This window comes from Rouxiella chamberiensis (genome assembly GCF_026967475.1).
GTDB lineage: Bacteria > Pseudomonadota > Gammaproteobacteria > Enterobacterales > Enterobacteriaceae > Rouxiella > Rouxiella chamberiensis.
The window spans coordinates 2,938,831-2,953,190 of sequence record NZ_CP114058.1; the positions used below are offsets into that span (position 1 = coordinate 2,938,831).

The 14,360-nt window shown below is 53.8% G+C and carries 6 protein-coding genes, 1 tRNA gene, 3 rRNA genes and 1 pseudogene; 5 read left to right on the forward strand and 6 right to left on the reverse strand.

Going from position 1 to position 14,360, the window contains the following annotated elements; genetic code table 11:
• Positions 1–30: 30 nt before the first annotated feature.
• A complete protein-coding gene (locus tag O1V66_RS13690) occupies positions 31–1,167 on the reverse strand; it encodes a tRNA/rRNA methyltransferase (RefSeq protein WP_045045925.1) in 1,137 nt (378 codons plus the stop codon).
• A 241-nt stretch (positions 1,168–1,408) separates the two neighbouring features.
• Between O1V66_RS13690 and trxC the strand changes: the two genes are divergently transcribed.
• The 5 genes and pseudogenes from trxC to O1V66_RS13715 all read left to right on the forward strand — a co-directional run bounded on the left by trxC (position 1,409) and on the right by O1V66_RS13715 (position 7,335).
• A complete protein-coding gene (gene trxC, locus O1V66_RS13695; protein WP_045045924.1) occupies positions 1,409–1,828 on the forward strand; it encodes a thioredoxin TrxC in 420 nt (139 codons plus the stop codon).
• A 157-nt stretch (positions 1,829–1,985) separates the two neighbouring features.
• Entirely contained in the window at positions 1,986–2,690 is a 705-nt protein-coding gene (locus O1V66_RS13700) for a tRNA-uridine aminocarboxypropyltransferase (protein ID WP_045045923.1), read from the forward strand.
• Positions 2,691–2,721: 31 nt separating this feature from the next.
• Positions 2,722–5,397 (forward strand): bifunctional acetate--CoA ligase family protein/GNAT family N-acetyltransferase, encoded by a 2,676-nt coding sequence (locus O1V66_RS13705; RefSeq protein ID WP_045045922.1) that lies wholly within the window; start codon positions 2,722–2,724, stop codon positions 5,395–5,397.
• A gap of 181 nt (positions 5,398–5,578) precedes the next feature.
• Positions 5,579–6,934 carry a CDP-diacylglycerol--serine O-phosphatidyltransferase gene (gene pssA, locus O1V66_RS13710; protein ID WP_045045921.1) on the forward strand — a complete coding sequence of 452 codons (1,356 nt, stop codon included), beginning with the start codon at positions 5,579–5,581 and terminating at the stop codon, positions 6,932–6,934.
• A 64-nt stretch (positions 6,935–6,998) separates the two neighbouring features.
• Positions 6,999–7,335 (forward strand): annotated as a pseudogene (locus tag O1V66_RS13715) (YfiM family lipoprotein).
• A 42-nt stretch (positions 7,336–7,377) separates the two neighbouring features.
• Here O1V66_RS13715 and O1V66_RS13720 read toward each other — a convergent pair.
• From O1V66_RS13720 to O1V66_RS13740, 5 genes are all read right to left on the reverse strand, one after another.
• Positions 7,378–8,616 (reverse strand): MFS family transporter, encoded by a 1,239-nt coding sequence (locus O1V66_RS13720; RefSeq protein WP_269128359.1) that lies wholly within the window; start codon positions 8,614–8,616, stop codon positions 7,378–7,380.
• Positions 8,617–8,925: 309 nt separating this feature from the next.
• Positions 8,926–9,041: ribosomal RNA gene (rrf, locus tag O1V66_RS13725) — 5S ribosomal RNA — on the reverse strand.
• 115 nt (positions 9,042–9,156) lie between these two features.
• Positions 9,157–12,061: ribosomal RNA gene (locus O1V66_RS13730) — 23S ribosomal RNA — on the reverse strand.
• 237 nt (positions 12,062–12,298) lie between these two features.
• Positions 12,299–12,374: transfer RNA gene (locus O1V66_RS13735), tRNA-Glu, on the reverse strand.
• Positions 12,375–12,513: 139 nt separating this feature from the next.
• Positions 12,514–14,055 (reverse strand): 16S ribosomal RNA (locus O1V66_RS13740).
• Together the 16S, 23S and 5S rRNA genes with 1 tRNA gene alongside form the textbook arrangement of a ribosomal RNA operon.
• Positions 14,056–14,360 lie beyond the last annotated feature (305 nt).

Genomic DNA, 14,360 nt, shown 5'->3' on the forward strand with positions numbered 1-14,360 from the left:
TTTTTTTATGGGGCTTGAATCCGGCCGAGATTATGCCTGATTCTGACGCCACCAGTCGGCCAGCAAAATACCGGTCGCGACGGACACGTTAAGGCTTTCAACCTTGCCGGTACCGCCGATGGAAACGTTGAGGTCACCTTGCTGCCAGGCGCTGTCAGACAGACCCGCGCCCTCTTCGCCCAGTACCAGCACCATTTTGGCAGGCAGTTCAGCCTTGCCGAGTGCGGTCCCCTTGTGGCTCGACGTGGTAACGATGGTGTAACCGGCCTTGCGGAAGTTATCCAGCACCTCGATAAAGTTATCGGCGATGATGGCTTTAATGTGCTCTGCGCCGCCTTCGGCGGTACGCACTGCGGCACCGGACTCCAGCTGCGCGGGATCCTGTACCAGCATACCCTTGATGCCAAAATGCGCACAGGTACGCATGATGCCGCCCAGGTTGTGCGGATTGCCGACGTTTTCCAGCGCCAGCACACAGTCTTTTTCAGGCGCGGTTTGCAGATAGGTTTCTGCGTCCAGCCCCTGGCGTTTCTTGATAAGGAAACACACGCCGCCGTGGTGTTCGGTACCGGAAGCCTTCGCCAGCTCATCGTCTTCTACAACGTGATAAGCCTTGCGGTTAGCGGCCATCCAGCGCAGCGCTTCGCGAAAACGCGGAGTGACCGACTGCACGAACCAGGCACGGACTATCGAATCAGGACGGCTCGCAAACAGCGCCTGACAGGCATTTTCGCCATACACTCGAGTTTCTTCCTGACGCTGACGACGCAGCTGCTCGGGATCGATAAAGCTTTTACCGCTGATACCGCCGTGATCCGGTGCCGATTCATCATCGGGTGCACGGGAAACGGTTTTCCACGGCGAGGAATTTTCCCACGGGGAAGATGAACCTGACCCTTCAGCTTCACGGTTTGGACGGCCTGCTGGTCGGCCCGGACGCGAGTCACCGCGACGCGAATCCGCACCACGCGTTTCACCACGGGAATCGCTTCCGCGACGTTCGTTGTTGCGACCTTCAAAGGGACGGGAACCCGGGCGAGCTTTATCACCTGGACGTCCTTTATTGTTGGAAGGACGTTTATCGTTATTTCGGTTATCGCCGTCGTCGTCACTGCGGACGTACATCACTTTGACTTTGCCGTTCTTGCCACTGAATGAATCGTTCATTTTTCTCTCCACCTACGCGCTGGGCGCGAAGATTACCTGATGTCTGCGAGGTAAGCCACCTGCTTTGGACCAAAAGCGCAAAACTGTCGTTTTCCAAAAGCCTGAAGCTATCGTATTCATTGGATAAACCGCATTGTTGAAAATCACGGCAGCCACCATAATTGTCCGTATATCTTCGTATCTTAGCCACCGGCTCAGGTTTCTGGTGACGGGATACGTTCTGAAAAGCAGAGGCTAAACTATGAATACGATTTGCTCATCTTGCCAGGCGACCAACCGCTTGCCTGAAGACCGTATTGACGACGGCGCGAAATGCGGCCGCTGCGGTCACCCCCTGTTTCAGGGCGAAGTGGTGCATGCGACGGCGGCAACCCTGGATAAATACCTGCAAGACGATCTGCCGGTGGTTATCGACTTCTGGGCGCCGTGGTGCGGTCCATGCGTCAACTTTGCTCCTGTCTTTGAAGACGTGGCGGGCGAACGCGCGGGTCAGGTCCGTTTTATCAAAATCAATACCGAAGCCGAACCTGAACTGAGTGCGCGTTTTCGCATTCGCAGCATTCCGACCATCATGGTTTTCAACCAGGGTAAAATGGTTGACCAGCTGAGCGGTGCCATGCCGAAAGCGCCGTTTAACGAATGGCTTAATGAATCATTGTAACGCATAACCGCGCCCGGGGCCCATGCATTGTCTGATGGGCCTTTTTATTTCCCTCTCGCCTTTCTCTTTGCCGTGCCCGTTTCTTTTCCAAAAAGCCGACTACCCGTGCGGCACGCATCCGATTACAATAGCCCGATTTACCGCCCCAGGACTCCCCATGCCGGACAATGCCGTACTGCGTTTGCGCGCCGAGCGCCTCGCTAAATCTACCCGCCCCTATCTGGCACGAGGTTCCCGCGTGATCCGCTGTCAGGGCTGTCTGCTGCCCAAACGCAACTGCCTGTGCAGTCATATTTCGCCCCAGCAGGCCACCAGCCGTTTTGCTCTGGTGATGTTTGATACGGAACCGCTAAAACCCAGCAATACGGGCAGACTGATTGCCGATGTGCTGCCGGACACGCAGGCGTTTATGTGGTCGCGCACGGAAGTTGACCCGGCGTTGCTCGAAGCGCTCGCCGACACGACCCGTCAGGCCTATGTGGTTTTCCCCGGCTCGTTTGTCGAACCGCCGCGCGAAGTGTTTACTTCGTTGCCACCTGGCGGCAAACCGCCGCTGTTCATCATGCTCGACGGCACCTGGAACGAAGCCCGCAAGATGTTCCGCAAAAGTCCCTATCTCGATGGCTTGCCGGTGTTTTCGCTGGATGTCAGCGCAAAATCCAGCTATGTGCTGCGCGAATCGCCGCGTGCAGACCAGCATTGCACGGTCGAAGTCGCGGCCGCCCTGCTCGAAAAAGCGGGCGACCTTGCCGCGGCACAAAGCCTGTCGGCCCTGTTCGAGCGCTTCAGAACCCAATATTTAGCCGGAAAACCTCATCATCCGGTGCATCAACTCACAGCAATCTGTGACGAAAGCCTCTAGAATCCTGTTAGGGTAATCAACAGGAGGCAGGATGAGCCAGCGTGGGTTAGAAGCTTTATTACGTCCAAAATCAATTGCCGTAGTCGGCGCGTCGGACAAGCCCGGTCGCGCCGGATATTTAATGATGCGTAATTTACTGGCCGGTGGATTCAAGGGGCCAGTGCTGCCGGTGACGCCCGCCTGGCGCGCCGTGTGCGGGGTTCTTGCCTATCCCGATGTCGCCAGTCTGCCGATGACGCCCGATCTGGCGGTCATCTGCACCCGCGCCGACCGCAATCTGCCGCTGCTTGAACAACTCGGCGAACTCGGCTGCAAGACGGTTATCGTTCTCTCCTCGCACAATACCCAGTTTGCCGAACTCAAGAGCATGGCGCAGCGTTACGCGATGCGGTTGCTGGGACCCAACAGTCTTGGGATCCTTGCGCCGTGGCTCGGGCTGAATGCCAGTTTCTCGCCGGTGCCTATCCTGCCGGGCAAACTGGCGTTTATCTCGCAGTCCGCCGCCGTCGCCAATACCATTCTTGACTGGGCGCAGCAGCGGTCGGTCGGGTTTTCCTACTTTATTTCGCTCGGCGACAGTCTGGATATCGATGTCGACGATCTGCTCGATTTTCTGGCCCGCGACGCCAAAACCAGCGCCATTCTGCTTTACGTCGAGCACGTCAGCGATGCCCGCCGTTTTCTTTCCGCTTCCCGCAGCGCCTCGCGCAATAAACCGATTCTGGTGATTAAAAGCGGCCGCAGCGCGCAGGCGCAAACGCTTCTAAACAGTCCGCTGAGTCTGGACGCGGCCTATGATGCGGCCATTCAGCGTGCGGGATTACTGCGCGTTCAGGATACCCACGAGCTGTTCTCCGCCGTCGAAACCCTGAGCCACATGCGCCCGCTGCGAGGTGAGCGTTTACTTATTATTGGCAATGGCGCGGCACCGGCGGCGATGGCGCTTGATCAGCTGTTAATCCGTCACGGCAGGCTTGCCGACTTGGGCGAAGAGTTGACCCAGCGCCTGCATAATCTTTTACCGGCAGAAATAAGCGTGGGGAATCCGCTGGACCTGCACGACGATGCCAGTCCGGCGCTCTATCAGTCAGTGCTTACTGCGCTTCTAGACAGCCAGGATTATGATGCGCTTCTGGTTATTCATGCGCCAAGCGCGGCTTCGCCCGGAACGATTACCGCCGAAAAAGTGATTGCCGCCATCCAGCAGCATCCACGCGGCAAGCGCGTGACGATCCTGACCAACTGGTGCGGCGAGTTTTCGTCAATCGAGGCGCGCAAGCTGTTTACCGAAGCGGGTCTGCCGACCTATCGCACGCCAGAGGGAGCCGTCACCGCCTTTATGCATATGGTCGAATATCGCCGTAATCAGAAACAGCTCAAGGAAACGCCTTCACTGCCTCTGGATCTGAACAAGAATACCGACGGTGCGCACCGGTTGATTGACGCGGCGTTGCGTGACGGCACGACTCGCCTCGATACTCATGAAGTGCGGGCCATCTTCAAGGATTATGGCATGGCGGTGCTGCCGACGTGGATTGCCGGCGACAGCCTGGAAGCCGTGGAGATTGCCGGTCGCGTAGGGTATCCGGTGGCATTGAAACTGCGATCGCCCGATGTCGACCACAATTCCGAGGTGCAGGGCGTGATGCTGTATCTGCGCACCCCGCTTGAAGTGAGTCAGGCGGCCGATGCCATCTTTGACCGCGCCAAACGCGCCTTCCCGCAGGCGACCATCAACGGGCTGCTGGTACAGACGATGGCCAATCGGCCGGGCGCGCAGGAACTTAGAATTGTGGTGCAATACGATCAAGTCTTTGGCCCGCTTATCATGCTGGGCGAAGGCGGTATCGAATGGCGTCCGGAGCAGCATGCGGTGGTCGCACTGCCGCCGCTCAATATGGCGCTGGCCGGATATCTGGTGCAGCAGGGGTTGAAAAGCGGCAAGATCCGCGAGCGCAACGCCTTGAGGCCATTGGATATTCCGGCATTGAGTCGTCTACTGGTGCAGGTATCCAACCTGATTATCGACTGTCCGCAGATTAGCGAGCTGACCATTCATCCGCTGCTGGCTTCGGGCAGTGAGCTGACTTTGCTCGATGTCTCGCTCGAGCTGACCCCTGATAGCGACAACCGGCAATCGCGGCTGGCCATTCGCCCCTATCCGCAGCGACTGGAAGAGCGCGTCACCTTGAAAGACGGCTCGACCTGCCTGTTCCGCCCTATCCTGCCCGAAGATGAACCGCTGCTGAAAGCCTTTATCCAGAAGGTAACCAAAGAAGATTTGTATTATCGCTACTTCAGCGAGATCAACGAATTTACCCACGAAGATTTGGCGAACATGACGCAAATCGACTACGATCGAGAAATGGCCTTTGTCGCCGTACGCGGGCAAACGCATGAAATCGAAATCGTTGGCGTAACGCGGGCCATCTCGGATCCCGATAACATCGACGCCGAGTTTTCGGTGCTGGTGCGCTCGGATTTGAAAGGTTTGGGGCTTGGCGGCCGCTTGTTGACGAAGATGATTGCCTACACGACCGAGCACGGCATTCAGCGACTGGCCGGGATAACCATGCCGAATAATCGCGGTATGCTGGCGCTGGCGCGCAAGCTGGGCTTTGACGTCGACGTGCAGCTATCGGAGGGGATTGTCAGCCTGTCGCTTGCCCTGCAAGACGGCAAGAACGGCGCAAAATCTCGGCATTAGGCCGCATTTCAGCTAAAATTTTTACACTTTGCCGCTAACGCGTTACAGAATTAGGACAGCCTTGCAGGCAAAACTTGCGCACATCGGGAGAGAGTAATGGTATTATCGACCGATTGTGCGGTTTGTTTTGAATTGTTATACCGCAATCGCCATTCATTAAAGAGAGAAGAAGCGCACTGTGATGTTGTCTAAATTTAAACGAAACAAACATCAACAACATCTTGCTCAATTGCCCAAACTCCCCCAATCGGTTGATGCTGTCCAGACTCTGTACAGCGCCACAGATTTCCGTACGACGCTGCTTGAGGTCATTGCCAACGCCACCCAACGGATCTATCTGGTCGCTCTGTATCTTGAGAACGATGACGGTGGGCGAGATGTGTTATCGGCATTGTACGAAGCAAAACGTCAACGTCCCGAGCTGGATGTCTGCGTGCTGGTTGACTGGCATCGCGCGCAGCGCGGGCGTATCGGCGCGGCGGCGTCAAACACCAATGCCGACTGGTATTGCAGAATGGCGACCGACAACCCCGATGTCAGTGTTCCGGTCTATGGTGTGCCGGTCAATACCCGTGAAGCGCTTGGCGTGCTTCATCTCAAGGGCTATATCGTTGATGATCGTGTCATCTATAGCGGCGCGAGCCTTAATGATGTCTATCTGCATCGTCATGATAAATACCGTTATGACCGCTACCATCTGCTGACCAACGCCCGGCTTGCCGATACTATGGTCAACTACATCCATAAATCGTTGCTCAATGCGCCTGCGGTCCAACGACTGGATCGTGAAGATCGTCCGAAAAGCCCCGAGATCAAAAATGAAACGCGTCAGTTCCGCCAGAATCTGCGCGACTGTAGCTATCAGTTCAAGGATTCCGCTTCTGAAAACGAGTTGGCGGTCACGCCGATGGTCGGACTGGGCAAGCAGAACGATCTCAACCGCACGATTTTCCATCTGATGGCCAGTACGGATGAAAAACTGACGCTTTGTACGCCTTATTTCAATATGCCTGCCCTGCTGGCGCGCAATATTATGGGTCTTTTGCGTCGCGGCAAGCAGGTTGAAATTATCGTAGGCGACAAGACGGCCAATGATTTCTATATTCCGCAGGATCAACCTTTCAAGATTATCGGTGCCCTTCCCTATCTGTATGAAATTAATCTGCGCCGCTTCCTGAGCCGTTTGCAGCGTTTTATCGACAGCGGCCAGCTTATTGTCCGTTTGTGGAAAGACGGCGATAACAGTTATCACCTCAAGGGAATGTGGGTCGACGATCGCTGGCAGCTGATTACCGGTAATAACCTGAACCCGCGTGCCTGGCGTCTTGATCTGGAGAATGCCATTCTTATCCACGATCCTAATAAAGAGATGCAAAGTCAGCGGCAGAAAGAGCTGGATAATATCCGCGAACATACGCATATCGTTTCGCATTATATGGAGCTTGAAAGCATTCCGAATTATCCGGTGAAAGTGCGCAAGCTTATTCGCCGTCTACGCCGAATTCGTATCGACCGCCTTATTAGCCGTATTCTGTAATTGCCTGAAGCCCGGACATGTTCCGGGCTTTTTAATGGCCTTTTCCCGCAGGAGCAGCCCATTTATGCGAACACTGATACCCGTAATATTTCTTCCCCTGTTTATTTGCAGCGGCTGTACCCATTGGGCCAGGGATAACTGGACAGGCAAAGACAAGGCCGAGCATTTCGCGGCTTCGGCGGTGCTCGCCGCAGCGGGTACGGCGTATGCCAACAATCAGGGGCGCAGCGAGGCGCAGAGCCGCTCTTTCGGGTTACTGGTTCTCTGTAGGAATCGGTGCAGGAAAAGAGTTTTACGACAGTCGGGAAGCTGGCAGCGGATGGAGCTTGAAAGATTTTAGCTGGGATATTGCGGGCGCGGCGACAGGCTATAGCGCCTATCAGCTTATTCATAACAACTAGGGCCTCTGAAGAGGCCCTTTTGCTATTTCACTAAAGAATGTCTTAAAGACGTATCTCTTTGCCTTTCGCATGCAGCTTGATTGAAACAATAAAGGCAATCAGGCTCATGCCGGAAACATACCAGAAAAACACTTCCTCGATATTCCAGGATTTAAAGCTCAGGGCCACATATTCGGCAGATCCGCCAAAGACGGCATTCGCCACCGCGTAGGAAAGACCCACGCCCAACGCTCTGACTTCGGCAGGGAACATCTCGGCTTTAAGGAGTCCACTGATCGAGGTATAGAAGGTTACGATAGCCAGTGCAATAACGATAAGCGTAAAGGCGAGATAAGGGCTGGTGACGCTTTGCAGGGTATAGAGAATAGGAATGGTCAGCAGTGTCGCGAAGCCGGAAAATATCAGCATGGAATTTCTGCGGCCTATTTTATCGGACAGTGCGCCAACAATCGGCTGCAGCAACATAAAGACGAAAAGAGCCAGAGTCATTAATCCACTGGCCGTTTTCGCATCCATTCCCGCTGTATTGACCAGATACTTTTGCATGTAAGTCGTAAAGGTGTAGAAACTTAATGAACCGCCCGCAGTAAAGCCCAGCACCATCAAGAAGGCTTTCTTGTGTTTCCACAGGCCTTTGAGGCTGCCCGCATCTTTATGGTTACGCGTTTCCTTGTTGGAGGTCTCATTCAGCGAGCGACGCAGGTACAGCGCAACCACAGCCAACACGGCACCCAGTCCAAACGGAATACGCCAGCCCCAGGCACGTAACTCCTCACCAGTGAGCAGCTGTTGCAGGCAGACCAGCACCAGCAGCGCCAATAACTGACCGCCTATCAAGGTGACATATTGGAAAGACGCGAAGAAACCGCGACGACCTTCAATGGCCACTTCACTCATATAGGTGGCGCTGGTGCCGTATTCGCCGCCGACGGACAATCCCTGGAACAGGCGCGCGAGCAGCAGCAGAGCCGGCGCCCAGCTTCCAATGGAATCGTAGGTCGGCAGACAGGCTATTACCAGCGATCCGGCGCACATCATGCACACGGAGATAAGCATGGAATTCTTGCGCCCGTGCTTGTCGGCGATGTAGCCAAACAGCCAGCCGCCGATAGGTCGCATAAAGAATCCAGCGGCAAAAACGCCTGCAGTTTGCAGTAATTGCGTGGTGCTATTTCCACTTGGGAAGAACGAGGCAGCGAAATAAATCGAACAAAACGAATAGACGTAAAAGTCGAACCACTCTACGAGGTTGCCTGAGGAAGCGCCCACGATGGCAAAAATTCTACTTTTTTGTCTTGAGCCGCCACATCTTGCGGCATTGGACGAGAAGTTTCTGTCATTTTTATACTCTCCTGCTTTGTGCAGTTTAGGTCATTTATTATGATTTTTTATGCAATATGCGACCTAAGTTAAGCAGGAAAAGGGGGGATAAAGCGAGGATTATTGATTATTTATTGTATTAAGCGAGCGTTTTGCGAGCAGTGTCGAACTGCATTACGCGCATTTGTCTACTCGGAAATTGATTTTTTCACCCATACGCAGACGAGAAAAAGCCCCGTTCATACGAACGGGGCTATTTCTTTGTTTGATGCCTGGCAGTTCCCTACTCTCGCATGGGGAGACCCCACACTACCATCGGCGCTACGGCGTTTCACTTCTGAGTTCGGCATGGGGTCAGGTGGGACCACCGCGCTACTGCCGCCAGGCAAATTCTGTTTTATTCCCACCGCTTTCCCCATCAATCAGGGTAAGCCATCGGAACCAATCTTCGAACAAGCTGATAGTTAAAACTGCGTCTCTCCAAAACACCTTCGGTGTTGTAAGGTTAAGCCTCACGGGTCATTAGTACTGGTTAGCTCAATGCATCGCTGCACTTACACACCCAGCCTATCAACGTCTTGGTCTTAAACGTCCCTTCAGGGGGCTTATAGCCCCAGGGAAGACTCATCTCGAGGCAAGTTTCGCGCTTAGATGCTTTCAGCGCTTATCTTTTCCGCATTTAGCTACCGGGCAATGCCATTGGCATGACAACCCGAACACCAGTGATGCGTCCACTCCGGTCCTCTCGTACTAGGAGCAGCCCCTCTCAATCTTCCAACGCCCACGGCAGATAGGGACCGAACTGTCTCACGACGTTCTAAACCCAGCTCGCGTACCACTTTAAACGGCGAACAGCCGTACCCTTGGGACCTACTTCAGCCCCAGGATGTGATGAGCCGACATCGAGGTGCCAAACACCGCCGTCGATATGAACTCTTGGGCGGTATCAGCCTGTTATCCCCGGAGTACCTTTTATCCGTTGAGCGATGGCCCTTCCATTCAGAACCACCGGATCACTATGACCTACTTTCGTACCTGCTCGAGCCGTCACTCTCGCAGTCAAGCTAGCTTATGCCATTGCACTAACCTCACGATGTCCGACCGTGATTAGCTAACCTTCGTGCTCCTCCGTTACTCTTTGGGAGGAGACCGCCCCAGTCAAACTACCCACCAGACACTGTCCTCACCCCAGATTATGGGGCCGAGTTAGAACATCAAACATTAAAGGGTGGTATTTCAAGGTTGGCTCCACGCAGACTGGCGTCCACGCTTCAAAGCCTCCCACCTATCCTACACATCAAGGCTCAATGTTCAGTGTCAAGCTATAGTAAAGGTTCACGGGGTCTTTCCGTCTTGCCGCGGGTACACTGCATCTTCACAGCGAGTTCAATTTCACTGAGTCTCGGGTGGAGACAGCCTGGCCATCATTACGCCATTCGTGCAGGTCGGAACTTACCCGACAAGGAATTTCGCTACCTTAGGACCGTTATAGTTACGGCCGCCGTTTACCGGGGCTTCGATCAAGAGCTTCTCCTTGCGGATAACCCCATCAATTAACCTTCCGGCACCGGGCAGGCGTCACACCGTATACGTCCACTTTCGTGTTTGCACAGTGCTGTGTTTTTATTAAACAGTTGCAGCCAGCTGGTATCTTCGACTGTCTTCGGCTCGGGAAGCAAGTTCCTCCACCTGGTGACAGCGTGCCTTCTCCCGAAGTTACGGCACCATTTTGCCTAGTTCCTTCACCCGAGTTCTCTCAAGCGCCTGAGTATTCTCTACCTGACCACCTGTGTCGGTTTGGGGTACGATTCAATGTTACCTGATGCTTAGAGGCTTTTCCTGGAAGTGCGGCATCAACTGCTTCATCACCGTAGTGACTCGTCATCACGCCTCGGGGTTAAGGTGAACCGGATTTACCAGGAACACCCCCTACACGCTTAAACCGGGACAACCGTCGCCCGGCCAGCCTAGCCCTCTCCGTCCCCCCTTCGCAGTAACACCGAGTACAGGAATATTAACCTGTTTCCCATCGACTACGCCTTTCGGCCTCGCCTTAGGGGTCGACTCACCCTGCCCCGATTAACGTTGGACAGGAACCCTTGGTCTTCCGGCGTGCGGGTTTTTCACCCGCATTATCGTTACTTATGTCAGCATTCGCACTTCTGATACCTCCAGCAGACCTCACAGTCCACCTTCGACGGCTTACAGAACGCTCCCCTACCCAACAACGCCTAAGCGTCGCTGCCGCAGCTTCGGTGCATGGTTTAGCCCCGTTACATCTTCCGCGCAGGCCGACTCGACCAGTGAGCTATTACGCTTTCTTTAAATGATGGCTGCTTCTAAGCCAACATCCTGGCTGTCTATGCCTTCCCACATCGTTTCCCACTTAACCATGACTTTGGGACCTTAGCTGGCGGTCTGGGTTGTTTCCCTCTTCACGACGGACGTTAGCACCCGCCGTGTGTCTCCCGTGATAACATTCTTCGGTATTCGCAGTTTGCATCGAGTTGGTAAGCCGGGATGGCCCCCTAGTCGAAACAGTGCTCTACCCCCGAAGATGAGTTCACGAGGCGCTACCTAAATAGCTTTCGGGGAGAACCAGCTATCTCCCGGTTTGATTGGCCTTTCACCCCCAGCCACAAGTCATCCGCTAATTTTTCAACATTAGTCGGTTCGGTCCTCCAGTTAGTGTTACCCAACCTTCAACCTGCCCATGGCTAGATCACCGGGTTTCGGGTCTATACCTTGCAACTTGACGCCCAGTTAAGACTCGGTTTCCCTACGGCTCCCCTATACGGTTAACCTTGCTACAAAATATAAGTCGCTGACCCATTATACAAAAGGTACGCAGTCACACCACGAAGGTGCTCCCACTGCTTGTACGTACACGGTTTCAGGTTCTATTTCACTCCCCTCGCCGGGGTTCTTTTCGCCTTTCCCTCACGGTACTGGTTCACTATCGGTCAGTCAGGAGTATTTAGCCTTGGAGGATGGTCCCCCCATATTCAGACAGGATGTCACGTGTCCCGCCCTACTCATCGAACTCACAATCTGTGCGTTTTTGTGTACGGGAGTATCACCCTGTACCCTGCGACCTTCCAGACGCTTCCACTAACGCACAAACTGATTCAGGTTCTGGGCTGTTCCCCGTTCGCTCGCCGCTACTGGGGGAATCTCGGTTGATTTCTTTTCCTCGGGGTACTTAGATGTTTCAGTTCCCCCGGTTCGCCTCGCATGGCTATGTATTCACCATGCGATAGTGTGACGTATCACACTGGGTTTCCCCATTCGGGTATCGTCGGGTATAACGGTTCATATCACCTTACCGACGCTTTTCGCAGATTAGCACGCCCTTCATCGCCTCTGACTGCCTAGGCATCCACCGTGTACGCTTAGTCGCTTAACCTCACAACCCGAAGGTGTCTTTGCAGACGCATTCGAAGCCGTGATTATTTGAGAGACTCTGATACAGGTGCGCATAACTCAATACTTCTACGGAGAGTTATGTTCAGCTGTATCGTTTCAATTTTTCAGCTTGTTCCAGATTGTTAAAGAGCAATATCTCAAACACGACTCGTTGAAGTCATCTTTAAGATATGAGTTTGCAAAAACTCGGTGACAACGTCTTTCACGCGTTGTCGAGTGGCGTCCCCAAGGGGATTCGAACCCCTGTTACAGCCGTGAAAGGGCAGTGTCCTAGGCCTCTAGACGATGGGGACACGAAAATGCAGCACCGAATCCACAGACCCGGCACTTTTTCGTATCTGCGCAGGTTTCCCTACTGCATCAACAGGTGCTCTTGCTCGTTTACATCTATCAGACAATCTGTGTGGACACTGCACAATGCGTATCTTGAGGTAAGGAGGTGATCCAACCGCAGGTTCCCCTACGGTTACCTTGTTACGACTTCACCCCAGTCATGAATCACAAAGTGGTAAGCGCCCTCCCGAAGGTTAAGCTACCTACTTCTTTTGCAACCCACTCCCATGGTGTGACGGGCGGTGTGTACAAGGCCCGGGAACGTATTCACCGTAGCATTCTGATCTACGATTACTAGCGATTCCGACTTCATGGAGTCGAGTTGCAGACTCCAATCCGGACTACGACGCACTTTATGAGGTCCGCTTGCTCTCGCGAGTTCGCTTCTCTTTGTATGCGCCATTGTAGCACGTGTGTAGCCCTACTCGTAAGGGCCATGATGACTTGACGTCATCCCCACCTTCCTCCGGTTTATCACCGGCAGTCTCCTTTGAGTTCCCGACATTACTCGCTGGCAACAAAGGATAAGGGTTGCGCTCGTTGCGGGACTTAACCCAACATTTCACAACACGAGCTGACGACAGCCATGCAGCACCTGTCTCAGAGTTCCCGAAGGCACTAAGCTATCTCTAGCGAATTCTCTGGATGTCAAGAGTAGGTAAGGTTCTTCGCGTTGCATCGAATTAAACCACATGCTCCACCGCTTGTGCGGGCCCCCGTCAATTCATTTGAGTTTTAACCTTGCGGCCGTACTCCCCAGGCGGTCGACTTAACGCGTTAGCTCCGGAAGCCACGCCTCAAGGGCACAACCTCCAAGTCGACATCGTTTACAGCGTGGACTACCAGGGTATCTAATCCTGTTTGCTCCCCACGCTTTCGCACCTGAGCGTCAGTCTTTGTCCAGGGGGCCGCCTTCGCCACCGGTATTCCTCCAGATCTCTACGCATTTCACCGCTACACCTGGAATTCTACCCCCTCTACAAGACTCTAGCTTGCCAGTTTCAAATGCAGTTCCCAAGTTAAGCTCGGGGATTTCACATCTGACTTAACAAACCGCCTGCGTGCGCTTTACGCCCAGTAATTCCGATTAACGCTTGCACCCTCCGTATTACCGCGGCTGCTGGCACGGAGTTAGCCGGTGCTTCTTCTGCGAGTAACGTCAATCGCTGCAGCTATTAACTGCAACGCCTTCCTCCTCGCTGAAAGTGCTTTACAACCCTAAGGCCTTCTTCACACACGCGGCATGGCTGCATCAGGCTTGCGCCCATTGTGCAATATTCCCCACTGCTGCCTCCCGTAGGAGTCTGGACCGTGTCTCAGTTCCAGTGTGGCTGGTCATCCTCTCAGACCAGCTAGGGATCGTCGCCTAGGTGAGCCATTACCCCACCTACTAGCTAATCCCATCTGGGCACATCCGATGGCGTGAGGCCCGAAGGTCCCCCACTTTGGTCTTGCGACATCATGCGGTATTAGCTACCGTTTCCAGTAGTTATCCCCCTCCATCAGGCAGTTTCCCAGACATTACTCACCCGTCCGCCGCTCGTCACCCAGAGAGCAAGCTCTCCCGTGCTACCGCTCGACTTGCATGTGTTAGGCCTGCCGCCAGCGTTCAATCTGAGCCATGATCAAACTCTTCAATTAAAAGTTCGATTTGCTGAAACAAGTTCAGCGATGCTCAAAGTTACTTCACATCATTCATAATGAATTACTGCTTGGTCACTCTAAGACTTGATATTTTTTGCCACCGAGGTGGCGGATATCGTCTTGTGAGTGCCCACACAGATTGTCTGATAAATTGTTAAAGAGCAGTGAGTTACGCGCTTTCGCTTGCTAACTCGAGGTGGCGTATATTACGCTTTCCTCATTTGATGTCAACCGTTTATTTCGTCGGTCACCATCATTTTTAATTCTTCCCGACTCGTTCACACCGCGTTGCTGCTGCGTTG